This is a genomic window from Coleofasciculus sp. H7-1 (genome assembly GCF_057473865.1).
Genome location: NZ_JBYCCT010000026.1, coordinates 166,024 through 190,985, shown reverse-complemented (window position 1 = coordinate 190,985; position 24,962 = coordinate 166,024). Strand labels below are relative to the sequence as shown.

The following is a 24,962-nucleotide window of genomic DNA, read 5'->3' as shown; positions in this document are numbered from 1 at the left end:
GAACCCCTACGCGATCGCTTCTACAGTCGCGCCAGTCGTTCGCGCAGAATTTCTGCCTGTTTCTCGGCTTCGGTAAGGGCGTCCCGCGCTCCCTTGACGACATCAGCGGGTGCTTTATCAACAAAATTGGCATTGCTCAAACGTCCCGAAAGGGCTTTTGCTTCTGCTTCAACTTTGTTCAAATTTTTCTCTAGTTTGGCACGCAGAGCATCCACATCGACGACACCAGCCAGGGGAATCAAAACTTGCACCGTACCCACGACACCAGCGATCGCTTGTGGCGTATCTGCTTGTGCAGTACTCGCCGATTCTGAGGGAGGGACGGTGGATGGAGGATTCGTAGCACCAACTTGTTTGACTTCTGAGACACTGGTTCCGAGAATTTGTTTTGCCACTTTTGCCAGGGCAATTACACCAATACTCACCAAAAAGAACAAGGGCAGCAACAGTAAAAATGGCAAGAAAATTGGGCTAATTTTAAAGTTGCCTTTTTGGTTGGCAGACATCGCCTGATTGGGTGTCTCGGCGGATGTGGTGGTAGATTTTGTTCCTGGGATGGTTAATTCTTCCACCTTTGCCAAGTCTTGAATATAAGATTGCCCAGCCAAGAGGATATGCCGTTCCTTATCGCTTTGGGTCTGCAAGATTGCTGACACCTTCACCCCTGGCTTAATATCTGCTTCTGCCCGTAAGTTGCGAATCGTCCGAATTGTGCCAATCAGTAGCTCAAATTGTTGCTCTAAATCCGGGTTAATGAGTGCCGAATCGGCTGTGGGATAAGATTGTAACGCCAAGGTTTTGCCTTCACCCGCTTGAGTCAGCGTCTGCCAGATTTCCTCGGTAATGTGTGGCATGAAAGGATGGAGTAATTTTAGAATTCCTTCCAGCACATAAGCGAGAGTTTGCTGAGCAACCAACCGCGAGGAGGCGGGGGCATCCGGGCGCAGGCGAGATTTGACCAGTTCGATGTACCAGTCGCAGAAATCGCCCCAAAAGAATTCATACACTCCCTTAGCGGCTTCACCGAGACCATAGTTGTCGATGTAGTCGCCGGTTTGCTGCACCACTTGATGGTAGCGGGAGAGAATCCAGCGATCGCATAGTTCAGGACTGAGGACTGAGGAGTGAGGAGTGAGGAGTGAGGACTGAGGACTGAGGAGTGAGGAGTCAGGAGTGAGGACTGAGGGCGGAGGAGTGAGGACTGAGGAGTGAGGACTGGGGACTGAGGAGTGAGGAGTGGGGGGAGAACCCAATTGTTGCGGCGTCTTGCCATCCAGATTCATCATCACAAACCGGGCAGCATTCCACAATTTGTTAGTGAAATTGCGGCTAGCTTCAACCGTTGCCGATTCATCCGTCTTGCGATTGTACTCCATCCGGATATCTTGACCCGCCCCAGCCACTTCTTTAATTAAGGTGTAGCGCAGAGCATCGGTGCCGTATTTGTCAATCAGCAACAGCGGATCGATGCCATTGTTGGCAGATTTAGACATTTTCTTGCCGTTCTCATCCAGCACTAAGCCGTGGATGTAAACGTCGTGGAAAGGCATTTTTCCCGTAAAGTGCCCCGCCATCATCGTCATTCTGGCAACCCAGAAGAAGATGATGTCAAAGCCAGTCACGAGGGTTGTGGTGGGGTAGTAGGTTGTGAGATCCGGCGTCTGTTCGGGCCAACCCAGAGTAGAAAAAGGCCACAGACCAGAAGAGAACCAGGTATCGAGAACATCTGGGTCTTGTTCTAGCTTGACATTTTCTCCAAATTGTGCCAGTGCCTTTTCTTGTGCCTCTGCCTCGGTACGTGCGACCACAAACGGCGTTTCGTCGGTAATTGCGTCGCCTGTTTCACTCACCACATACCAAGCCGGGATTTGGTGTCCCCACCACAGTTGGCGAGAAATGCACCAATCTTTTAATTTTACTAGCCAGTCACGATAAACCTTCGTCCAGCGTTCTGGCACAAACTCCGGTGAATTCTTATCGTCCAGAAACTCTAGCCCCCGGTCAGCCAGAGGGCGAATTTTGACAAACCACTGAGTAGAGAGGAGAGGTTCGACGGGGACTTTTCCGCGATCGCTATAAGGAACCGTATGCTTATACTCCTCCACCTTCACCAGAACGCCGTCTGCTTCCAGTCGCTGTACCACATTCTTCCGGGCAACAAAGCGGTCTTGCCCCTGAAATTCTCCGGCATTTTCGTTTAAAGAGCCGTCCTTATTCATAATGTTGATAAACGGCAAAGAGTGACGCTGACCCATTTCAAAGTCATTGGGGTCATGCGCGGGTGTCACCTTCACGCAACCCGTCCCGAAAGCCGGGTCAACCAATTCATCGCCAATAATCGGAATTTCTCGCCCCATAATTGGCAGCGTCAGCGTCTTCCCAATCAAATGCTTGTAGCGGTCATCGTTGGGATTCACCGCCACCGCTGTATCGCCCAGCATCGTCTCCGGTCGAGTCGTCGCCACTTCCACATAGCCGTTGCCATCCGTGAGGGGATAGCGGAAGTGCCACAGATGCCCGTTGACTTCTTGATTATCCACCTCCAAGTCAGACACAGCAGATTGACTTGCAGGACACCAATTCACTAAGTAATTGCCGCGATAAATTAATCCTTCCTCATACATTTGGATAAAAGCTTCCAACACTGCTTTGGATAAGCCTTCATCCATCGTGAAGCGTTCCCGCGTCCAATCTACTGAGACGCCCAAACGCCGCAGCTGATTAACAATGGTTCCCTCAGATTCGGTTTTCCACTGCCAAGCCCGTTCTAAAAACTTCTCGCGTCCCACCTCATGGCGAGTTTTTCCTTCTGCCTGAAGTTGTTTTTCCAGTACGGCGTTCACCGCGATACTGGCGTGGTCGGTTCCCGGTACCCACAGAGTGTTGCGTCCCTTCATCCGGTGGTAGCGCACGAGGGTGTCAATCAGGGAACTCTCGAAGGCGTGTCCCATGTGCAAGCTACCCGTGACGTTGGGCGGCGGAATGACGATGCAGTAAGGAACGCCTGGATGATTGGGGTCGGCTTTGAAGACTTGGTTTTCTTCCCAGAACTTCTGCCACTTGGTTTCTGTCGTAGTGGGGTCGTATTGGCTGGCGAGGGCGGGGATTGTTGCGGTCATGCTGGGAAGACTAAATGAAGACGGCTTTACATAAATTTTGCCATACGGTAGGGGAGGGTATATGAGAACGAACCGCCAAGACGCCAAGGACGCCAAGAGAAGAGAGCCAAGTCAGGAGGTGGATAAACTTGCGTATGCTGTGATAGGTGCGGCGATGGAGGTGCATCGAGTGTTGGGACCGGGATTTTTGGAGTCTGTGTATCAGGAGGCGCTGGAAGTGGAGTTTCGGTTGCGGGGAATATTTTCTAAACCTCAGAAAACGCTAGCTGTTACTTATAAAGGTCATCAAGTTGGTGAAGGCAGATTAGATTTTCTTGTTGGCGATGTCCTAATTGTGGAATTGAAAGCTGTCCAAAACTTAGATCCTATTCACCAAGCCCAAGTCCTCTCCTACCTTAAAATGACTAACTATCCTCTTGCCCTGCTCATCAACTTCAACGTCCCTCTCCTCAAAGACGGCATCCGCCGCATCGTTCTCTCTTCCTAACTCTCTCTGCGTCCTCTGCGTCCTTGGCGGTTCGTTAATTTAGAGAGCGATCGCTAAGCGTATGCCGTTCTTAGCAGCTTTTTGACCAATACCTTCGACTCATTCCCCTAGTTTCAGCAAACCATGCCGGACACCATAAAATAGCCGGTTGAGCATGGTTTGTTCTTCTTCGTCTAGCCAATCTTTAGTGAGCAGGACAGTTTTCAGCTGGTACTGGTTCACAGGAGTAATCCGGCGGGAGACGAATATCTGAGCAACTAGATCCTCGATAGTCACTTGGGTCGGAAAAAACTCAGCTGTCATTGTCAAATCAAGAATTTAATATATCTACTCTCAGCTTTTTCCGAACCATCCCCAGTGATGCCAGCTAGAAAAAATTGTGACAACAGCTTAAAAACTAAGTGATCCCGGTCATTTCTGGAGTCGTTAGGAAGTGGTACCTCAAATTTTCAAAAACCACTTTTGGCGATACATGGCGTACAGAATCGCCCACCAGAACAACAATGTCACGATGGCGAACAATAAAGAGCCGTTCATCGCTCCCGCCCAAGACACAAAGACATTCTCATAGATCCAGTTGTAAGTAGTTGGGGCGGTTTCGCCGGTTCCGACGTGGGTTTTAACTAAGATTTTAATCAGCAGAACTGAGGCGACGAACGCGAAGATAGCGTTTAACCCCATGACTTCAAACGACTTCCCCCAGCGGCGGAACTTCCGCACTTCCATCAATTCATAACAAGCTGCCAACAACAGCAACGCCCAACCAGTAGTGAAAAGAACGAAAGAACTCGTCCACAGTTTCTTGTTGATGGGGAAGTCTAACCCCCACGCCCATCCAGCGACTAGGCAAGCAATGCCAAACAAGACCAAACCGATACTGGTGCGCGACTGTATTGGTTGGGTGCGTATCCAGTCAACCGTAAAGTAGCCGGTGAGGACGGTGACAACCGCTGGAAGAGTGCTGAAAAGACCTTCCGGATCTCCCATAGAGTTGAAATTATCTCCCTTATACAGATGCGCTGTGCCAATTATCAGGCGGTCGATATAAGCCCCAAAATTACCTTCCCGCGTTAAGACACCAGCTCCATAATCGGGAACAGGGATAAAAGACATCGCCACCCAGTACCCAATTAGTAGCAGTGCTGCTAGTGCCCACTGTCCTTTGCGTGGCACGTTAAGAACTATCAGACCAGCCAGCAGGTAGGCAAGGCTAATCCGCTGCAAGACACCCATGATGCGGATGGTGCTGAAGTCATAATTCCAGAAGCCGTTCAGCAGCAAACCGAGGGCAAAAAGAATCGCCGCTCGGCGTAAAATTCGTCTATAAACAGCGGCAGTAGGGCGGTTCCCTTCCGCGTATTTGGAAAGGGAAAAGGTCATTGCCCCGCCGACAATAAATAGAAAGAAGGGAAATACCAAGTCTGCGAGGGTGCAGCCGTGCCATTCTGCGTGTTCCAGGAAAGGATATACTTGGTCGGCGACTCCCGCCTGATTAACTAAAATCATTCCCGCAATGGCAATACCTCGAAATACATCGAGCGAAGTCAAGCGCATAGTAGAGTTTCCAGAAGCATTCAAGGCGCTAATAAATAATAGAGTGACACGTATCACTCTATAGGAAGAAGACATTCACCTTGTCGCTTAGGGTAACATCACGGGGAAGGAAATAAAAAATAATTTCCGATCTATTAAAGAGTTCTAGAATTGTGATGCTAGCTCTAGCCGTTCAACCCTATACACGGTCACGACACTGAGCGATAAAATTTTGGTATCGCGTAAAATTACTCGTACCGACCAGCAACAAATAAGAGCAGGGCTATTGCAGGATTCACTCAAAGAAGCAGAACATATTCTGATTGATAGAGTGCTTTACGGCATCCGACATGGCTTGCTGAGGCTCAAAGATTAAATAATTAGGATTTCCTATCATTTTGTTAGGTTAACTTAAGGTTTGAACCGCTACCTATACCTTCAGGACTTACGCAAAGTCATGGAAAAACGAACCGCGAAGGACGCAAAGGACACGAAGGAATAAGAGTTTCAGAGAGTTCTTGCGTAAGTCCTAACCTTAAAAAAGGGTAAAAGAAGGTTGCATCCAGAAAGATTATTTTTTAGCTACAGGAGTTAGATGAAACCAGAAAGTTTTATGAAGATAGCCTTGGAAGAAGCAAAGCTAGGAGATGCTCCTTACGGTGCAGTAATTGTTAAAGATAATCAAGTAATTATTAAAGCACACAATACTGTCAAAACGGATAATGACCCAACTGCCCACGCAGAAGTTAACGCGATTCGCCGTTTAACAAAAGAAAGAAAAAATCCTTCTTTAGAAGGTTATACCTTGTATACAACTTGCGAACCGTGCCCAATGTGTACGACGGTTTGTATATGGGCAGGGATATCTGAAATTATATTTGGAGCTTCAATTCAAGATTTAATTGCGGCTGGTGTTTCCCAAATCAACTTATCTAGCGAAGAAATTATTGAAAAAGGGTTAAAGGAAATAAAACTGACAAAAGGACTTTTAAAAGAAGAAGCTCTGCAATTATTTAAGCGTTAATTCTGTTTTTACACTTGAAACAAAAAATGCCTTTTTACCTTATAGCGGTTCTGACTAAGCGTGCAATAGACTCGAAACCCTGAAAGACTATCCAAAACTCCTGAAACCCTTAGAAAAATCGTAGGGAATGGTAGAGCGTAAGCGTAGGCGCGTTCATGCCGTAAGGCTTTAGCCTTCAAGGGAGAGTAACTAGGGCAAACTGCACTAGTGCTGGGTTTCGTTCCAAGAGTCCAGCCTACACATCCGAGATTTGTCAGGCAATAGACTCGGAACCCCAACCCCATCACCGAAAAGCGGGGAGGGGGAATATTGAACCCCTTCCGGAAAAGCGGGGTGGGATCAAATCGTACTCCATCCAAACGAGAATTGCTATCTTAACTATCAATTCATCAAAATATTGATAAAACATCTGGTTGGAAGACTTGACTTTAGAAAGATGTTCGATAAATTTGTAAAAATTTTCCTTCATTTTCCCTTCTTGAATGAAACAATTTGCATAGAAGAGCGTCTTGGGGATACCCCCTCCCCCTGGATTTTGAGCTGTGACCGGATCGGCTAAGATATCAAGGCACACGTAAAGGGTAACAACGTGGGGAAACGCCGGTGTAAGTCCGGGGCTGTGCGGCAGCTGTAAACGAGGCGACTCTCGTAAGCCAGAATGCCTACTTAGTACCTAGTACCTTCATACAGTCTAATTTCCTGCCTTGCACGGGAAAGGAGCAATAAAATTGATGCCTAGTATAAATTCAACCGATCTGATGGGGCTAGAATCCCCTACTCCCCAGTCGATTCAATTGCCGCCGCTGCCTTTACACCGTCCGTTGTTGATGGTTGGTCATGGCACCAGAGATGAGGATGGACGGCAGAGTCTTTTAGATTTTGCCGCCGCGTATCAAGCTTTAGACACGTCGCGTCCTGTTGTACCTTGTTTTTTGGAACTCACTGCTCCTACGATACAGGAGGGGGTCGATCGCTGTGTAGAAGAGGGTTACACGGAACTTTCGGTATTGCCGATTCTGCTATTTGCAGCTCGACACAATAAGTTTGATGTGACGAATGAGTTAGACCGGGCAAGGGTTAGACATCCCCAGGTAAAGTTTTACTATGGGCGTCATTTTGGGATTACGCCAGGGATTTTGGATTTGTGGCGATCGCGTCTTTCGGAATTAGACCAACCCCAGTACAATCGCTCAGAAACGGTGCTGCTCTTTGTCGGTCGGGGTTCCAGCGATCCTGACGCTAACAGCGATGTTTATAAGCTTGCCCGGATTTTGTGGGAAGGTAGCGGCTACGCCACAGTTGAAACTTGCTTTATCGGCATTACCCATCCCCGTCTGGAAGAAGGGTTCCGTCGTGCTAGACTCTACGAGCCTAAACGAATTATCGTCCTGCCGTACTTCCTATTTACCGGAGTCTTAGTTAAAAAGATTTTTGACATCACCGCGCAAAAGCAGGAGCAATACCCGGATATTTCCATGACTTGCCTGCCAGAAATGGGCATTCACCCTCAGTTGTTGTCTGTATTAAGAGAACGAGAAATTGAGACGCAGTTGGGGCAAGTGCAAATGAACTGCGAAATGTGCAAATTCAGGATAGCAGCCATTAGCAATAGTAACGGGCACACTCCCGCCCACGAGCATTCTCATCATGGGCATGGGCATGGGCATCACCATAGTCACGATCATGCTCACGCTGCTGAAGATCCCTACAGAAATGTAGAGCAATATCATCAAAAGATTTGGCAAGCGCCTTGAATATTTGATAGGTAGTCATTAGTCAGTCGTCATTAGTCATTGGTGTCACTAGCAAAGAACTCAGAACTAATGACTACTGACAATTCCCAACTACTCATTACCTAAAAACCGATGTCTAAAGAATTTGTAATTGGTGAGCGAGTCCGTGTGGTAGCGTTGCCACCTTACGTCAAAACAGCGGAACCGATGCCGATGCTGCGCCCTCCTGATGTGATTCAGCTTGGGGAAGAGGGTGTTGTCGTTGACCGGCGTCCAGGGGGATTTTGGAGCGTCCGCTTTGCCAGAGGAATTTTTCTGCTAGATAGCCAGTTTATAGAGACTGTGCCAGCGATCGCTGATACCGAATCAGAGGCAGAGGCAAATGATGAGCGATCGCACAACGTACCACTGGATCAAAAGTATATATAGTTGACCCCAGCTGAGTCCGAGGCGATCGCCAAGCGCTTCAAAAAGTCAGTTCGCACCTCAACAATCGCCAACCCCGAATCAAATCACTTCCGTTTTTTATGGTTTTTCTTGCGTGACTCCTTGGACATCTTTTTTTTAGACTTCTGTTTGCTTTCGCTCTTGCCAGAGCGAAAGCCTTTCGTTTCCTGAGAAATTGATGAACCCGTGAAGCCAGGATCGCTGACCCCCTTTCCTGGAAAGCTCCGGTTAAATTCTTTCTTCGGTAACTCTTCAGGCGACTTCAAGCCCAATTCCACCTGCACATCATCCCAGTCTCCTACCAAGAAACGATCCACGGTATCGGCAGCAAAGACACGCTCCATCAACGGCGCGGACTCTACCGCCTTCAGATCGACCAGGGAAGCCATGAGAAAGCTATTAAATTCTGGACCGTTTTCTGCAAACGATTTCAGTTGACGGGTGAGAATCGTAACACACTCATCACGAGCCTCAGGATAATCGATGGCAATCTCTTCCAAACAGTTAACAGCAGTTGTGCGAGGGAATATCGCCTGAGAGGTATCCGCTAGATAAGCTGCCAGAGCCGGAATCGCCGCTGGCCCGATCGTGCTATAGACTAATGGCAGTTCTTCGGCAATCCATTCCCAGTAGTTGCTTTCCCGTTTCTCAAACAAGCCCATGAGCGGCTCAATGGCAGCCTCAGCGCGGAGTTGTCCCAATGCTCTCCAGGCATGAATGGGTGCCCAGGATTCGAGAGTATCTTCATCATCCCGGTATAACTCGTTGTCTGTTGCCATGCGGATCAAGTCAGGAATGTCCTTGGGGGCAATACCTAGTTCTAGATAGTCAGGCCAATTGTCAAAGTCCATCTCGGCGCAATTGCCATAGGTGAGCAGCTGGTTCACTGGTGGTGCATAACTCTCTATGCTCATCTCAATTCCCTTGTTTCCATCTCGATTGCTTCTGCTAGATTCACTTGAGTCTTGGCAGCCTCAAGTCCTCATCTCTAACACGATACAGAGGATGAATCAAGATATATGATTTAGTAGCGGGATAGCAAAGCAGCGTTACTCAGGACTTACGCAAAGCTTATACATATAGCGTTTTTTCGGGTTCAATCCCCCTGTGGTTGCCCTCATAGATGTGGTGATGTGCGGCGAGTCCTGGTTACTCTCAAGCACGCTTCGCTCCGATCAATTCGCCGCTACTGGTTGAAAAAGTTGGTTGGCAGGGGAAGATCCCCGGTGCGATCGCCCTCTTGTATTCTTTTCTCGCTTGTTCTTTGCAGTTCGTTTCTTCCTGTGCGTTTTTAGGGTACCGATGATTGCCCAGTCACGCTAACCTCTCGAACTAAACGGTCTAGTGCAAGTTGCATCTGAGTACAGACTTTTTCATAGCAGGCATTCACATAAGCGCGATCGCTAGCTGCTGCACGACCATAGCGTTCAAATACAATCGGGGAGAGGACGCGGGTATGAATTTGCACTGGCAGCGGAAAATTTGGTATCGGGCCAATCCCCAGTCCCCAAGGCAACCCCAAATAAACTGGAAATACACCCGTGTCAGCGTCTAACTTCCAGGGAAAGCCCCATTCATGCAGTTGTCGCACCTGCTGGTAGAAATCTGCTAGAACAATCAGCGTCTCGTGGGCACCATGAGAAATAATCGGTACAATTGGCGCTTCTTCCCGCAGTGCCAGTTTGATAAACCCCTTACGCCCTGCAAAGTGAATTTGATAACGCTGGTTGTAAGGACGGAACATATCTTCAGCCCCGCCGGGATAGACGAGTACCGCAGCACCCCGCCCAAGGGCAGCGATCGCTACTTTCGGATGAGCAATCAGTGCCCCTACTTGGGCAGCTGGCACCGCGAAGATAGGAGTTTTCCAAGCAGAAGGATGCATTAGTCCATAAGCTAAGCGTTCGTAGCCAAACCGGCGAAACCAGTCATACAGAAACATCGAGGTATCCGGCGAAGCCAAGCCTCCATTATGGGAACCGACAATCAGTACCTTCCCTTCTGGGGGCACATGATGCCAGCCATCCGTTTGAACCCGAAAATAGTAGCGGTAGAACCATTCCCACACCGGCATCCAAGCTTTAATCGCATCGGGATTTCGATCTTCTAGCGACCAACCATCAAACTGATGAGCAGCGGTTTTGCTGTCACTGCCTCTGCTACCCGTAGAAACATTAATATTTTCAAACAATGGTTCTTAACCACCCAAAACTCATAAATTGCGTTCTTTAGGATAATCTGCTGCCGAGTCTATTGGCAAACATTTGCTTTTTCGGTGGCGATCGCTTCTCACCCTTCCCGGATGCCAGAAACCGATCTCGATCCGCTACCCTTTTCTGATCTCTGATCTACATAGACAACTCTATTTTTGCGGAAGATGGGGCCAAATTAGCGCGATCGCTAGCCGTAGTGACTCCCCCACCATCGAAAAACGAGCCGTTTCATCCGCCGTTTTCTCCCACTGCAACAACTGCTTTTGGAACATCTGGTCTTGCTTGGCTCGCTTCACAAGCGCCTGACTAATCATTGTCTTTTGGATTTCTTCCGTCGAGATGCCCTCGTTCTTAAGGAAATTCAACAACCGCTGCACGCTTCCGACCAACTGCTCTGGCGCTTGGGAGAGGATAATCAGTTGGATCTGTTTCACCACCTCTTGATAAATCCGCAGCCGATAATCGGGTGGAGGCGACGGTGGCGGCAGTGGCGGTGGCGGTACCTTCAGCGTCACGAGATTTTCTGGGTGAGCCTTGATTTGCAGCAGCTCCAAGATCGCTTGTCGCTTAGACTCCACCAACTGAAGCATCTCCGGGTATAGCTGCAAAACTCGTTGAGACAGAGTTTTCCCATTCACAAAATGACTCGACGCCAGTTTTAGCAGATACTGCTCCTCCTGGGGTTGGTAAGACTTAATCCTCAGTTGCAAGTCAGGAGAATCGAGTTGCACCTGAGTCAGAGTAAACACCAGCGCTTCCCAGTTCGGAGCCTCTTTCAAAAAAACTTCTATGGTAGTGGCACCCTCCGCACCGTCCGCGTCCCCTGTGCTATCGTCCCTGCCGAATTCCCCCGGCTCAAAATCCCGACCCACCGGAAAGCGCTCAGTCGGTTTTTTAGTCGCGTAATTAAACCGGGTAAAAACATAACGGCACTCCACCTTAGAAAGATCGACATCCTCAAGGTGCCAGTTGCTGATGCAACAGCCAGTCAATTGCGCCTGGTCGAGATTGGTGCGAATCAAATGACTTTCTAGAAGATAGGCATCGCTCAAATTTGCCTCAGACATCGTGCAGTCACCCAGGTATGCCCCGCTCAAATCAGCTTTTCGCAGATCCGCCCCGCGTAAATTCGCCTCACTCAGGTCGGCACGTAACAAATACACATCCTGCAAGATCGCTCGTAGTAAATAAGCTTTTCGCAAGCTGGCTTTCAGTAAATAAGCTCCAGTCAAATTCACCCGACTCAAGTCAGCACTATTGAGAATCGCTTCGCTCAAATCGGCACCGATGAGAATTGACCGATGCAAGTCTGCCTCAGTCAAATTTGCCGCCCGCAGGTAGGCGGCGCTGAGGTCGGCTTCCGTCAAGTTGGTGCCCACTAAAATCGCATCTCGTAAATTCGCGGCTTCTAGATGCGCTTCCCGGAGATTTGCGCCGCTGAGGTTGGCACCAACCAAGCTAGCGCCACGGAGATTTGCCTCCATCAACTCGGCTTCGATTAACTGAGTGCCGTTGAGTTTGGCATTTTCGAGATTGATTTGATCCAGCTTCGCCCTACACAAGTCAGCACCGCTCAAGTCTGCTTCCTGAAGAACCGCCCAGTTGAGGTCGGCGTCTTGGAGAGTTGCTAAACGCAAGTCTACTTTAACCATCCGAGCGCGACTCAAAGTTGCCTGGTTAAGATTGGCACCTGTGAGCGTAGCGCTCCGCATATCGGCTTGGTGCAGGCAAGCACCGATGAGGTTGGATTGGTTCAGACAAGCCCAGCTGAGGTTGGCACCGCTCAAGTTGGCTCCCGTTAAGTTTATATCCCGGAGATTGACCCCACCGAGGCTGGCTCCACTGAGGTCTACATAGGAAAAATCGCGTTCTCCTTGTCGGTACCGATCGAGGAAGTTATGTATTTGCACACCCTTGAAGGATAAAAATTATTAAATTTTAAAAATAAAAAATTAAAAAGGCAAAATTTTTAGGGATTTCCTTCTTTATTTTGCCTTTGAAATGAGTAAAATTTGGCTCTTTTATGGTATCCAGCGGGGATGAAATCCAGGGAAAGGCAGCTGCTCTGGTTGGAGCTGGGTTGGGGGTTCTCCAGCTTTTGGCTGGCTTAGGGGAAGCAGCCAAAGGCGACTGGTAGCGATCGCCTCTCCTTCATTGGTTCTCAAACCGTCTGCCGTGGGTGCTGTCCCGGTGGCAACAATTTGGTCGAACAGCAGCGCTAACCCATCCGGTGCCAGACTCATCTGAATATCCCGCTGGATGGGCAAAAGCAACAGCGGCTCGATCGCCTTTGCATCCAGAGTCCCTGCCTCTGTCTGGAGGTCAATTGCCGCAATGTAAGGTTGTTCTTGGTACTCTTGTCCTGGCAGTAACTGAGTCAGCAGGCAGTAGAGCGTTTCCTTGTAGGGGGCAAACTGACAGTTGAGAATTGAGCCATTTGTCCGCAGCAGTTCTTTCTGTACGCCTTGGTTGGTGACTAAAAAGAGCGATCGCGTGTAATCTGTATTAAATTTCACCATCGCCGCTGCCGAGCCATCTCTGGCAAAATCTAGCGCCATCCCAAACTTGGGCAGAAAATCTAACGGTTTGGCTCCAGGTGTCAGCGGCAGAATGGCGATGCCTTCTCCTTGTGCGCTTGCCACCGAGGCACTATCTGGCGCAATCAAAAAATCTCCGCCCGGTTGGTTATTCAGCGGTTGCGGCGGTGCATTCGGTCGGAGTACCCACAAGCCAAATTCGGCTGGATTTTGGCTGTTCACCCGCTGAACCACAATCGTTTGCCCATCCGCAGCTAAGTCAAATTTGAGATTCTGGTAGTTTTTATTATCTAAAACCAGATTCATTCTGCCTGCTGGATCGAGATCCTTGTCAGCTTTTCCTTCGGTTTTGTAATTGAGTCCTGTGGTGACGGTGTACAGTTGTTGTGCCGATACACCGGGTTGGTTACTCGTCCAGTCGGTGGCAGAAAACAAAACCTTGTCGCCATCTGGATACACCTTAAAGTCGATCGCCACTAGGTCTTTAGGCGTCAGAACGGTTTTTTTGTTTTGGGTGAGGTTGTAGAGGATTAACTGTCCCTGTTCTTCCTTCTCAACGCCCAAGTAGATAAAAGCGCGATCGCGGGTGCGAAACTGACTCGTAAACGGTACAATTGCCCTCCCCGTTTTCCCTTGAGTCCCCAAGCGCTCTCGCGCCCCCTGCAATTCCACTTTATAGTCGGTGTCATAGGATGCTGGGGAAGTGAGGGTATAAGACATCTTCCGCCCCGCCCAACTGAATTTACCGCGCAGGGGTGGAGCGATTCGCAGATTTGCTTCCACGCTGCTGTGTTCCATCGGGCGGCTAAAGGTGAGAATAAAGGAAGTATCCTCGACACCCACTTTTTCACCCTGCCAGTTGAAATCCCGCACGCGAGGCCCGGTGACTAAAAAACAGTTCGGACCGCAGGCATCGCCACCCCACACCACTAGCCCAATCAGCACGCTTAGCACCAGCATCAGCGCTAGCGCCAGACGATCAACGGGTTGCACCCATTTTCGATTTTCGATTTTTGATTTTCGATTCATCACTGCCTTCGCCTCGCCAATCTAAAATCTAAAATCGTCTAATAATCATACGGGTTCTTCGGTGCTTCTATTTTTTTGAGGGAGTTTGCCTTGATGGTAAGTTGGCGTTTGCCGTCTAGGGTTTCGGTGATCATCTCACCTTCAATTTCTAACCAAGTGTCAGGGGTATAAGCTGCCCGGTTTTCAGTTAGTTTTACCGGCAATCCTACGGGATAAGCATCTGCGGCACAGCAGGTAATCACAAATTGCGAAATTAACAGATATTGCTCGGAGAGTTTCGGTGGATGGACGACAAATCCCCTCACTTTAACTTTCTGACCCGTGTAGGTGTCGGGTTCTGAGTTGAAGTTGAGCGTCCGCACCCAGTCGATGAGCGATCGCTCTTCTGGTCTTGTTGAAGAGCGAAATGATTGGGGTTGCGCTCGTGTCAAGCTCAAAGAGTCCGCAATCCCGCGATCGAGTGCTGTGGTTGAGGTAAATGCGCGGGGGGCAACCAGTAAACCGACGATTGCCGTCAACAGCAACAATACACTGCTCCAACCGGGAGGAAATAGGGTAATGTGCTGAAGAACTGCCACCGACCGATTTTCCTTCCGGTGATTCAACACTTTCCCAATCAGTTGCAAGGCGCTCAACGCCGCCATAATTAACAAGCAGATGGCAGTGACAACTACATATTTAAAGTAATCTCGGTGAATCAGCAGGTATAACTGACCCGTGAACCAATATTTCAGTAGCAAGGTTCCCCAAGCAGTTAGTGCCAAGATATCCAAACCGGGAATTATAAATTTTTGAGAAATAATTTTTGGTTGATTGGTCATTGGTAAGCGTGCTAATGGCTAATTGAAGACTGGTTAATTGCTAATTGTTCAAAAACCTTTGTTCCATTAGCAACTCACCCATAATCTTAGAAAAAGTACGTATACAAGAGAGTCATTATAAAAGTCATCTGAGCTGCCAGACCAAACAGGTAAAACACGGCTCTGGGTTTGAAAATGGATAACATCAAACCGATGCCTTTGAGGTCAATCATGGGGCCAAATACCAGAAAGGCTAACAAGGAGCCGCTGGTAAATGTTGTGGCAAAGGAAAGGGCAAAAAAAGAATCGACTGTTGAACAAATTGACACTAAAGCCGCTAGTACCATCATGGCAAGGATGGAGGCGATTGGCCCCTGACCCAAGCTGAGGATCAGTTCGCGGGGAACGAGTACCTGAATCGCCGCTGCGATCGCGCTTCCCAAAATTAACACGCCTCCCAATTCCCGCAGCTCTTGCACTGTATTCTCAAGTAACATCCGCAGCTTGAAAGACAGGGGTTTTGACGTAATCGATTGACCCATTATCCCGCCGCCTGTGATGCCAACGGCGCTCATTGCCGGTTGCGGTTGTCCCAGCCAAAACGTGCCGGATTTTAATAAAGTGGGAGTTTCGTCTTCTGCCGTTTGAGTTTTCATCTGAGGTAAGGCGCAAGCGATCGCGGGTTGCAGTATCGGCTTCAGATTGGACTGAACGCTGAAAACTGAGGCAATAATCGTCGCGATCGATAGAGAAAATACCACCCGCAACACTACAATTTCCGGCTGATCTCGAAACGCCACCCAGGTTGACCAGATCACGATCGGATTAATCGTCGGTGCCGCTAGCAAAAACCCCACTGCCACAGGCGCAGGCACTCCCTGCATCAGCAACCGCCGCGCCACGGGCACGTTGCCGCACTCACACACCGGAAACAAAAAGCCCGCACAACTGCCCACAAATGCCCCCAAAATGGGGTTTTTCGGCATGACAGCAATCAGCTGGCGCTCATCGATCCACAACAGCAGCAAACCGGAGAGCAAAACCCCCAGCAGTAAGAAAGGCATTGCCTCTACCAGCAAACTCAAAAACAAGGTGAAAGCGTTGTGCAGTTGATTCATGCTTTGGATCGTGAGAAGCCTTTTTTAGCTTTATGAGGTTGCCAAGCCATTTTAACGGTTATTACTACTCATCACTAGGGTTGATGAATGTGCTAGTGGACGAAACCTGTTACCAAAAGTTGCTCACTTTATCCCCAATCTACCCGTTGCTTTACCGTAAATTTACGGAGTTTACCGAAACTTTGTAGTCTGTAACACAAACCATCTCTGGTAAAAATGCTATCCTATGCTTGAAGTATACTCAAGCTTCCATTGCTGCGTTTTCATGCAGCGGGGTACCCTGTGCTAAACGCATTTTTATCACTTCCTTTGTCATCCAATCGAAGCCAGCAAAATCTGTGTTTGGAGTCCACGCTGCGATCGCTATCGCTTCACGATTGTCAGATTGAATATCATCAAGTTGGCTGGGAAGTGACTCAAACTTTGAAAGCCAATCCGCTACTCCCAGGCGTCATTTTGATGAAGCAGGGTCAATTAGCTGGGATGATTTCGCGGCGGCGATTTTTGGAATACATGAGCCGTCCCTACGGATTGGAACTATTTTCCAAGCGTCCCATTGAGTGTTTATATCGCTCTGCCGAAACGGAAACTTTGATTCTGAGTGGCGATACGTTAATTGTGGCGGCGGCGTGTCGATCTTTGCAACGAGCGGCTGAGTTACTTTATGAACCGATTGTGGTGGAGGTCGCGCCGCAAGTTTATCGGTTATTAGATGTACATCAATTACTGATCGCTCAATCGCAAATTCACGAATTGGCAACTGAACTGCTCACTCAACTTTATACTCATCTGGAAGCAGCAAACCAACAATTGCTGCGCCTTGCCACTTCTGATGGTTTGACTGGGGTTGCTAACCGACACCGTTTTGATGGCTATCTCGATTCCTGTTGGCAACAGATGCAAGCTAGTAATTCAGCGTTATCGCTGATCTTGTGCGATGTTGATTTCTTCAAAAAGTACAACGATACCTACGGTCATCAAGCGGGTGATGATACTTTGCGACAGGTAGCAGGTGCCATTCAGCAAGCGGTGAAGTGTCCGGAAGATTTAGTGGCACGCTATGGGGGTGAAGAATTTGCCGTGATTTTGCCGCACACGTCGCTTGAGGATGCCCTTCAGGTCGCAGAACGTATCAGACTGAGTGTGAAAGCCTTGAAGATTGCCCATGTTTGCTCAGAAGTAAGCGAGTACATCACCCTAAGTTTAGGAGTTGCCACGATCTTTCCTAGCTCAACTTTTTCACCGGCAATGCTGATTGCGGCGGCGGACGAAAAGCTGTATCGGGCAAAACACACAGGGCGAGATCAAGCTCAAGGTCATCTGCTTTGCATACCGCGCGATCGCTCATCCGTTTTTGAGCCATCTGCAACTTCTTGAATAAAAAAATATTTGATTTAAAATATATACAAATGTTCTATTTTACTAAAAATTATAAAATTTTCTAGCTTTTTAGGATTTAAAAACCATCTTAAGCAGAATTTAATTAACCAAAAGTTAATCTGATCTTCAAATTAAATTTAAAAATCAATAAAGATTATGGCTGTAAAATTTATAACTTATAATCAGTAAAATGTGGGGATAAAGTAAATTTTGCATTTTCCTATACAGCGAATAAGAACTGATTGAGGTAATTTATGGTGACTTGGCAAGAATCCCCGTCGGAATTATCAGTTCTCCCTCTGTCCCAGATAAATAACCTCAATTTGGAGTCAACGCTTCAAGAGCTTCCCCTATATGATTTTCAGATAGAAGCCTCTAATCTGGGCCAGGAAGCCAATAAAGAATTTGAAGCAAATGCGCTGCTACCAGGAGTCATTTTAACGATAGAAAGTCAGTTTGCGGGAATGATTTCGCGGCGGCGATTTTTAGAACAAATGAGCCGTCCTTATGGACTGGAATTATTTTTAAAGCGACCCTTAAAATCTTTATATCAATTCGCCAGTACCCATGTTTTGAAACTTTCTGGCGATACGTTAATTGTAGCGGCAGCAAAGCAGTCTTTGCAACGACCTCCTGAGTTACTCTATGAACCGATTGTGGTAGAGTTAGCGCCGGGAATTTACCGATTACTGGATGTACATCAATTACTGGTGGCACAGTCAAAAATTCATGAACTGACAACCCAGTTGCTCAATGAGCAAACCAAAGCTCAGATGTTGCAAACAGAAAAAATGGCGAGTTTGGGACGGACGGTTGCTGAGGTTGCCCATGAGATTAGAAATCCCATTAACTGCATTAATGGAAATTTCGGCTTTGTGGAAACTTATTACAAAAATTTAATAGATTTATTGGCAGCTTATGAAAAAGAAACCGAACCTTCAAGTAAAATTGAGGAACTGAAAGAAGAAATTGAACTTGATTTTCTTCTAGAAGATTTGCCTAAGTTGATAGAGAGTATGAAGCTGAGTGCAGAGCGATTAACAAAAATCGTTGGCAGTCTGCGAAATTTTTCTCATGTGGATGAGGCACGGCGGCAGCCCGTTGACTTGCACGAATGTATTGAAAGTACCTTGTTAATTTTAAATAATCCCATCAAACAGGGGATTAAAGTCATTAAGAATTATGGCGATTTACCAGAGGTAAATTGCTACTCAGGTCAACTGAGTCAGGTATTTATGAATATCATTAGTAATGCGATTGATGCGCTCAAGGATCAAGTAGCTGATGGGTCGGATTGGCAACCCCAAATAGAGATTACGACGGAAGTTTTAGAAATCCAAGATTCTGAATGGGTGGCAATTCGGATTGCGGATAATGGGCCGGGAATTCCACCAGAAATTCAGGAGCGAATTTTTGAGACGTTCTTTACTACAAAGCCGATGGGCAAGGGAACGGGGTTGGGATTGGCAATTAGTTATCAAATTGTTACCGAGAAGCACGGGGGTCATTTATCGGTGCGATCGCGCAGTGTGTGCCCTCTGGGCTGCTCTTCCTTAGCATATGCTGCTCCTAGCACCTCCCCCCATAGTGGCTCCGTAGTTGAAGCGTTGCCGGTACCTGTAGCTTCCCCCGTAGGAGTAGGAATAGCAGATTCGTATCCGCCACAAGAAAGGCTCTGTGTTGGGGCTAGCGGACGCGAGGCACCAGCAGCGGCTCCGTTGCTAGCCAATCCAACAAGGGGGATAGAAGATTCACAACCAAGGATGGGCACAGAATTCGAGATCCGATTGCCGCTCGTTTAAAGCGCTCGTCAACAATTTTTTCGGAAAATAGCAGCAGAACTTAACTTCAAGGACGGGTGGAGAACTGCTGAAAATGGTAGTCTATGGACATAGCTGATTCCAGCTTCACTGCTGCATTTGTGGGCGTTGTGTGTCGGTACCAAACGGATTTATATCACTTCCGTCCTTATCCCAAGGGAGCGATCGCGATCTCTCTATAGACTCAACTCTTGGGGAACTGCCCCTGTACACCTTTTTGGTGAAAACCAGCTGCCTGGGTGTGGATGTTGCCCGGATTTTTGAGAAGAATCCCCTACTGCCAGGAGCCATCTTGCTTGAACAGAGTCAGTTTGCCGGGATGATTTCGCGGCGGCGGCTTTTGGAGTACCTGATCCGTCCTCATCGACTAGAACTATTTTTGCACAAACCGCTGCACGTACTCTACAAGTACGCTCACTCTGAGGTTTTAATCCTTCCCGATAGTACGCCGATTTTGACGGCAACCCAGCAGGCGCTGCGGCGATCGCCTGAATTTTTGGGAGAACCCGTCGTGGTGCAAGTGGGAGAATCTGACTATCGGCTGTTAGATGTTCAGGACTTGAATGTTGTTTCCTGGCAAATCCGGGGAATCGAAGCTCAGGTGCGATATGAACGCACCCAAGCTCAGATGATTCAAAGCGAGAAAATGGCAAGCTTAGGGCGCTTAGTGGACGGAGTTGCTCACGAAATTTTAGACCCGGTTGGCTTTATTTGGGGGAACTTAACCTATGTCTCAGCTTATACTGAGAACTTGATAGAATTGCTGTCTGCTTATGAGACACATCTGCCGCAGATTCCTGAAGAAATTGCTGCTCTGAAAGAAGAGATAGAATTTGATTTTGTACAACAAGACTTGCCCCGCTCGATTGCCAGCATCCGCTCCGGAGCTGAACGATTGAAAAAGCTAGTGATGAGTCTGCAAAACTTCTGCCATATTGATGATGTTTATCCTAAGCCTGCGGATTTACACGCTTGTTTAGATAGTATTCTTTTACTTTTAAAAAGTCGGATAAACAGCGAGATTGAAATTATTAGAAATTATGGTCATTTGCCGCCGGTACAATGCTACGCGGGTCAATTGAACCAGGTTTTCATAAATATCCTCACGAATGCGATTGATGCATTGATTAATCAAGCAGTGGTTCAGCAGTTTACTCAAGATTTCCGAGGAACATTGCCACCCAATACGCAAGAGAAGCCTCGGATCGAAATCACTACGGAGGTTTGTTCGCACAAGGCAAGCCAGACAGGAATTTCTGATTCGCGTTGGGTTTCGATTCGCATTGCCGATAATGGCCCTGGGATGTCTCCAGAAGTACAGCAGCAAATTCTTGAGTCTTTTTCTGTAGAGAAACGCTCTGCTAAAGAAACGAGTTTATCAGTGAGTTATCAGATTGTGACGGCGAAACACGGGGGAAAATTAAGAATGCGATCGCGCAGCGTATTCCCTGAGGGTGGATCTCCCCAGGGGTATACTACTCCTAGCAATTCCAGCGGAAAAGCCAAACCAGGCATTGGCACCGAATTTGAGATTTTGTTGCCCTTGGTTTAATTAAAAAGAAAGCGGCTTTTTAATTTTTAATTTGGCAATTTTAAAGACTCTAAGGCTCTACTTTTACAGGTGTTCCGATGTTTACCTGTGCATACAAAGCCAAGATATCCTGATTACGCATTCGGACGCAGCCGTGGGAAACTGCCTGTCCCACCAGTTTTTCCTGGGGGGTGCCATGAAACCCGATAAAATTGCGTCCGTCCGTCCAAAAAGCGATCCACCTGGCTCCTAAAGGATTATCTGCGCCTGGAGGGATGACCTTTCCATTCCAGGGATGCTGCCAAGCTGGATTGCGTAGCATTTGCATCACCTTAAACGTGCCTGTAGGCGTCTCCCAACCCTTTTTACCAACTGCGATGGGATAACTTGCTTTCACCTGATTGTCTCGATAGACATAGACGCGGCGATCGCTTAATTTAATCACCAAACGAGTATCGGGCGTGGTACTCGCTGGGGAGAGTTTCTCCAAAGGCAGATAGAGAGAAGGTGCCCCCAAAGGAGGCAATTGTGGTTCCGAAGGCAATTCAATCGTTGTTGCCTCTCTGGTAGTTGCTACAGCTTCTGTTGGAACTGAGGCAACCGCTGGCTGCCGAACGCCCAGCAATAGAATGGCTGCACTGAAGCACAGCAGCTTGAAGCTTCCAGATGGTAATTTACCTCCGAGCATTCCTGTCCTCTTTTTTCCGTGGTCAACGACTCTTATCGAATTATTATCTGAGATCAAAACTGTAAATCGCACTCTCGCTGGCTGACTTGTTTGAAATGGGATTTTCTCAGTATTGTCAAGTCTCACAAAGTAAGATATTTAGGACTTACGCAACATCACCACATCTGAGGGCAACCACAGGGGGATTGAACCGACAAGAACGCTATATGTATAAGCTTTGCGTAAGTCCTGATATTATTCCCAGCTCTACTCCTCATGACTTATATATTCCGGTAGATTGAATCTTCAGTAGAGATGGATAGCATTTGGGCAGTAATCTAGGTATTTTCATCCGTTGTTAACTACAACTGTTGCCAATAGTCAAGTTTATTACCCAAATATTTTCAAAGTGAGAGTGTAATGCGTTTGCAAAAAACCAAAGTATTGACAGGTACGATGCTAACACTGTTACTCTCGGCAGTATCAGTGTTGCCAGCGATCGCTCGCCCCGCAGATGAAGGTGAATCAAGGCAGCTCATCAGCCAAACAAACACCGACACAACCACTCCCAACCCAACTAACACCAATCAAGTAGTTAGAGGTACCGTCAAAAGCATTAAAGGCAATATGGTCACGCTGACACTGCCAGACGGTACAACCACAGATATGATGCTCACACCAGAGGATCTAACCCGGTTGAACCTCATGCCGGGAATGGAGATTAGCGCCACATTGGATGACCAGAATATGGCTAGCAATGTGAGTATGGTTGAAGTCGATGCGACAGATACCACTCGCCTCAATAGAACCCGTCGGGTGGAAGAGACGACGATTCAGCGAAGAACGGTGCAGACAACACCGTCTCCTGCTCCGACAACAACCACTGGAGAGACAACAACCACTCCAGATACAATGACTCAAACCGAACCGCAGACGACTGAGGCAGCGCCTGTGCGAGCGCTTTGGTAATTACTTCAGCATTCTTGAGCAATTAACAAAGAATCGTTAACGTAGCCATGTCGTCCCCTAAAGGACGGCATGGTTATTTTGCGAAATAGATACTTGGTGGCGATCGCGCTGGGATTCTGAAAAAATTCAAGCTTCCTGATTTATTTCTAGCAATCCAGGCGGCGGCGTAATTTCAATTCGCCGATTCTCCAGGTCTACCACGGGCGCGATCGCTTTGACAAAAGGAATCAAAATTGTAGACGGCTTCGACGGCTTGGGTCGAAATTTCCGTTTTTTACTGGTTCGATTTACTTCCCCTTTCTGGGGTGGTTCCGGCTCATCTGTTGCGGGAACTGATGCTGGTTGCTGGTGCAACTGCACTTCTAATAAATCGTTGCCAGCCGGAATTACATTCACCACCACGCCCAAGTTTTCTCCCGATTCTTGAAGGAAAACTTCCAAGCCAATCAAGTCTAGAACATGGTATTCATCTTCTGCCAAGATAGGGCGATCGGAAGCTTTCACCATTAACTTGGTTCCAGCCAGCGCCTCCGCCCGATCCCGATCTTCCACTTCGGCAAGCTGCACAACGTATAGATTTTTACCATTTATATACCGCCCTTTCACCAATTTCACTGGCTGCGGTTCTGTCTCGCCTGGTCGCAACATCCAACGCTCTCCCGGTTTCTCAAAGCGTTCTGGGAATTGGGAGTCAGGATACACCCGCAACTCCCCTTTCATTCCTTGAGCGGCAACAATTGTGCCAATTTCTAACCACTCTTGTTGGAGTTCTGAGTTAATTTCTGCGTTACTCATCATTCATAACTCAACTCTAATAAGCGATCGCTTTTTGATAAACCAGCTCGACCACCTTCGCTAAGCGCTGTATCCCGATTTCAATCTCCTGGTCTGTGGCAGTGAGGCTAATCCGGATACATTGTTGCTTGTGCGACCATTCTTCGCGCAATCCGGGGAAGAAAGAGCTACCTGGCACTACAATGACACCGACTTGCTTTAACTGCTGGTACAGTTCCCAGTCTGTAATGGGTAAATCTTGGAACCACAGCCACGCAAAGATTGCTCCTTCGCCGCGATGGAGGAACCAAGGCAAATCTTTGGGCATTGCCTGTTCGATGCTGCTTTCCACAACATCAAACTTTTTCTGGTAGTAGGGGCGAATCACGGTGGTAGCGATTTCTGCAAGCGTTCCCGATTCAATCGCACGGGCAGCGATCGCTTGTCCATACCGAGATGAATGGATACACATATTCGTCTGGAAACACTCCAGCACATGAATCCACTTTTCATCCCCAATTGCAATCCCAATCCGTTCTCCGGGTAGCCCCGCTTTCGATAAGCTCATGCAGTGCAGGATGTTCTCTCCAAACACCGGCGTCATCTCGGTAAAATTTAACGCCGGAAACGGAGGTGCATACGCTGAATCGATCAAGACTGGCACATCATAAGGCGCAGCCAAATCGGCAATTTTTTTCACCTCGTCATCCGTGAGGACGTTGCCGGTTGGGTTACAAGGACGCGAAAATAACACGCAACCCGTATCTTCTGTAATCTTCAGTTTGCTGAAGTCCGGACGATATTTGAACCTGTGGGCAGCGGCATCAATGTCTAAAGCTGGCTTATAGGCGAATAATGCCTCTGGAGTTAAGGTCAGACCCCCATAACCCGTGTAATCTGGACTCAGGGGCAGGATAATTTGCTTTAATTGACCGCCTGCGGTGTACCCCCCAAAGGCATTCGCAGCAAAGAAATAAAGCGTTTGACTGCCGGGGGTAATCAAAATATTGCGATGAGTCAGATTTAGCCCGTAGCGGCGATTGAAATCCTTTTCTACCGCTTCGATTAACGGCTCATAGCCCTGAGAATCACCATAGCGACAAACCACATTACCGTAATTTGAGCTAGCGAGCAATTCTTCAGTGTAATTCCGCCACAACTGCTCTACTTCTGGCAAAATCACTGGATTCCCAGGACTTAAATTAATATATTCCTGTCCAATACCTGCTTGCAGGGTTTCCTTAATATCCTTCATAATTGCCCGCACCCCGGTTAGGTGGGACATACAATCGCCAAATTGAGTCAGGGCAGGATTCATAAGCTAAAGCAACTTTGAAAATTGAGAGTTTAACAACCGGGGATCTGCCTAGTCAGTTGAGGCTTTTTCCCCTTTAGTTAATTTAGTGAATCGTTGGTACTCTAACCAATTTAACTGTAATTTTCATGACTAATTGGCACAAGTACAGCCAGTCTGGGGTTGAGATCGCGGAACCGGCTGTTTAGATTACGCACGGTTTGGGCATTATCTGACAAAACTTAACAAAACCATAATCTTTCTTAAATTACTTGACAAATTTTTAGGGGGAAAATGTAAAGAGTGTAAAAAAACACAGTTTATCTAGGAAATCCTGTAAAGCTATAAATCGGGCTGGATAGCAGGATGTTTTCAGGCTCTTAGCGATGCTTTTTTGAGCTAAAAGCCAAACAACCAGTACGAAGATAACACCCTCCCTATCCAGACGAATGTGAAGAGCAAGCCTGTCAAGTGTAGTGCAACGGAA

At 47.7% G+C, this 24,962-nt stretch carries 21 protein-coding genes and 1 riboswitch; of the genes, 9 read left to right on the top strand and 12 right to left on the bottom strand.

The window, feature by feature from the left end:
- Window positions 1-20 precede the first annotated feature (20 nt).
- Window positions 21-3,119 carry a valine--tRNA ligase gene (locus tag AC2VDX_RS07725; protein ID WP_378177475.1) on the bottom strand — a complete coding sequence of 1,033 codons (3,099 nt, stop codon included), beginning with the start codon at window positions 3,117-3,119 and terminating at the stop codon, window positions 21-23.
- A 61-nt stretch (window positions 3,120-3,180) separates the two neighbouring features.
- Between AC2VDX_RS07725 and AC2VDX_RS07720 the strand changes: the two genes are divergently transcribed.
- Window positions 3,181-3,606: a GxxExxY protein gene (locus AC2VDX_RS07720; RefSeq protein ID WP_378177478.1), complete on the top strand. Its 426-nt coding sequence runs from the start codon at window positions 3,181-3,183 to the stop codon at window positions 3,604-3,606.
- 99 nt (window positions 3,607-3,705) lie between these two features.
- On the opposite strand, the gene AC2VDX_RS07715 is transcribed toward AC2VDX_RS07720, so the two are convergent.
- Window positions 3,706-3,909: a hypothetical protein gene (locus AC2VDX_RS07715; RefSeq protein WP_378177481.1), complete on the bottom strand. Its 204-nt coding sequence runs from the start codon at window positions 3,907-3,909 to the stop codon at window positions 3,706-3,708.
- A 138-nt stretch (window positions 3,910-4,047) separates the two neighbouring features.
- Complete coding sequence (locus AC2VDX_RS07710; RefSeq protein ID WP_378177484.1) at window positions 4,048-5,160, bottom strand: acyltransferase family protein; 1,113 nt, start codon at window positions 5,158-5,160, stop codon at window positions 4,048-4,050.
- 211 nt (window positions 5,161-5,371) lie between these two features.
- Here AC2VDX_RS07710 and AC2VDX_RS07705 point away from each other — a divergent pair, with 211 nt between their 5' ends.
- The 4 genes from AC2VDX_RS07705 (at window position 5,372) to sipA (ending at window position 8,325) form a co-directional block, all read left to right on the top strand.
- The gene (locus AC2VDX_RS07705; protein WP_378177487.1) at window positions 5,372-5,515 is read left to right on the top strand and encodes a hypothetical protein; all 144 of its coding nucleotides are present in this window, start codon (window positions 5,372-5,374) and stop codon (window positions 5,513-5,515) included.
- A gap of 219 nt (window positions 5,516-5,734) precedes the next feature.
- The gene (locus AC2VDX_RS07700) at window positions 5,735-6,163 is read left to right on the top strand and encodes a nucleoside deaminase (RefSeq protein ID WP_378177490.1); all 429 of its coding nucleotides are present in this window, start codon (window positions 5,735-5,737) and stop codon (window positions 6,161-6,163) included.
- A gap of 548 nt (window positions 6,164-6,711) precedes the next feature.
- Window positions 6,712-6,847, top strand: a riboswitch (cobalamin riboswitch).
- A gap of 47 nt (window positions 6,848-6,894) precedes the next feature.
- Window positions 6,895-7,917 carry a sirohydrochlorin chelatase gene (locus tag AC2VDX_RS07695; protein WP_378177493.1) on the top strand — a complete coding sequence of 341 codons (1,023 nt, stop codon included), beginning with the start codon at window positions 6,895-6,897 and terminating at the stop codon, window positions 7,915-7,917.
- Between the two features lie 111 nt (window positions 7,918-8,028).
- Window positions 8,029-8,325, top strand: coding sequence for a regulatory protein SipA (sipA, locus tag AC2VDX_RS07690; protein WP_378177496.1), 297 nt, complete (start codon window positions 8,029-8,031; stop codon window positions 8,323-8,325).
- A gap of 83 nt (window positions 8,326-8,408) precedes the next feature.
- Here the strand turns inward: sipA and AC2VDX_RS07685 are convergent, their stop codons facing one another.
- From AC2VDX_RS07685 to AC2VDX_RS07660, 6 genes are all read right to left on the bottom strand, one after another.
- The gene (locus tag AC2VDX_RS07685) at window positions 8,409-9,257 is read right to left on the bottom strand and encodes a HEAT repeat domain-containing protein (RefSeq protein ID WP_378177499.1); all 849 of its coding nucleotides are present in this window, start codon (window positions 9,255-9,257) and stop codon (window positions 8,409-8,411) included.
- 377 nt (window positions 9,258-9,634) lie between these two features.
- A complete protein-coding gene (locus AC2VDX_RS07680; RefSeq protein ID WP_378177502.1) occupies window positions 9,635-10,534 on the bottom strand; it encodes a lysophospholipid acyltransferase family protein in 900 nt (299 codons plus the stop codon).
- A 171-nt stretch (window positions 10,535-10,705) separates the two neighbouring features.
- A complete protein-coding gene (locus AC2VDX_RS07675) occupies window positions 10,706-12,466 on the bottom strand; it encodes a pentapeptide repeat-containing protein (protein WP_378177505.1) in 1,761 nt (586 codons plus the stop codon).
- A 111-nt stretch (window positions 12,467-12,577) separates the two neighbouring features.
- Window positions 12,578-14,122, bottom strand: a complete 1,545-nt coding sequence (locus AC2VDX_RS07670) for a hypothetical protein (protein ID WP_378177508.1) — start codon at window positions 14,120-14,122, stop codon at window positions 12,578-12,580.
- Between the two features lie 38 nt (window positions 14,123-14,160).
- Window positions 14,161-14,943: a TIGR03943 family putative permease subunit gene (locus AC2VDX_RS07665; RefSeq protein ID WP_378177511.1), complete on the bottom strand. Its 783-nt coding sequence runs from the start codon at window positions 14,941-14,943 to the stop codon at window positions 14,161-14,163.
- Window positions 14,944-15,029: 86 nt separating this feature from the next.
- Window positions 15,030-16,040 (bottom strand): permease, encoded by a 1,011-nt coding sequence (locus AC2VDX_RS07660; protein WP_378177514.1) that lies wholly within the window; start codon window positions 16,038-16,040, stop codon window positions 15,030-15,032.
- Between the two features lie 342 nt (window positions 16,041-16,382).
- Here AC2VDX_RS07660 and AC2VDX_RS07655 point away from each other — a divergent pair, with 342 nt between their 5' ends.
- The 3 genes from AC2VDX_RS07655 to AC2VDX_RS07645 all read left to right on the top strand — a co-directional run bounded on the left by AC2VDX_RS07655 (window position 16,383) and on the right by AC2VDX_RS07645 (window position 20,792).
- Window positions 16,383-17,417 carry a diguanylate cyclase domain-containing protein gene (locus tag AC2VDX_RS07655; protein ID WP_486928131.1) on the top strand — a complete coding sequence of 345 codons (1,035 nt, stop codon included), beginning with the start codon at window positions 16,383-16,385 and terminating at the stop codon, window positions 17,415-17,417.
- A 257-nt stretch (window positions 17,418-17,674) separates the two neighbouring features.
- Entirely contained in the window at window positions 17,675-19,222 is a 1,548-nt protein-coding gene (locus AC2VDX_RS07650) for a sensor histidine kinase (RefSeq protein WP_378177521.1), read from the top strand.
- A 151-nt stretch (window positions 19,223-19,373) separates the two neighbouring features.
- A complete protein-coding gene (locus AC2VDX_RS07645; RefSeq protein ID WP_378177970.1) occupies window positions 19,374-20,792 on the top strand; it encodes a sensor histidine kinase in 1,419 nt (472 codons plus the stop codon).
- Window positions 20,793-20,841: 49 nt separating this feature from the next.
- On the opposite strand, the gene AC2VDX_RS07640 is transcribed toward AC2VDX_RS07645, so the two are convergent.
- Window positions 20,842-21,459 (bottom strand): L,D-transpeptidase, encoded by a 618-nt coding sequence (locus AC2VDX_RS07640; RefSeq protein ID WP_378177524.1) that lies wholly within the window; start codon window positions 21,457-21,459, stop codon window positions 20,842-20,844.
- Window positions 21,460-21,858: 399 nt separating this feature from the next.
- Between AC2VDX_RS07640 and AC2VDX_RS07635 the strand changes: the two genes are divergently transcribed.
- Complete coding sequence (locus AC2VDX_RS07635) at window positions 21,859-22,407, top strand: hypothetical protein (protein ID WP_378177526.1); 549 nt, start codon at window positions 21,859-21,861, stop codon at window positions 22,405-22,407.
- A 126-nt stretch (window positions 22,408-22,533) separates the two neighbouring features.
- Here AC2VDX_RS07635 and rimM read toward each other — a convergent pair whose 3' ends face one another.
- Both rimM and AC2VDX_RS07625 read right to left on the bottom strand, forming a co-directional pair.
- Window positions 22,534-23,205 carry a ribosome maturation factor RimM gene (gene rimM, locus AC2VDX_RS07630; RefSeq protein ID WP_378177529.1) on the bottom strand — a complete coding sequence of 224 codons (672 nt, stop codon included), beginning with the start codon at window positions 23,203-23,205 and terminating at the stop codon, window positions 22,534-22,536.
- 13 nt (window positions 23,206-23,218) lie between these two features.
- Window positions 23,219-24,499 carry a valine--pyruvate transaminase gene (locus tag AC2VDX_RS07625; protein ID WP_378177532.1) on the bottom strand — a complete coding sequence of 427 codons (1,281 nt, stop codon included), beginning with the start codon at window positions 24,497-24,499 and terminating at the stop codon, window positions 23,219-23,221.
- Window positions 24,500-24,962 lie beyond the last annotated feature (463 nt).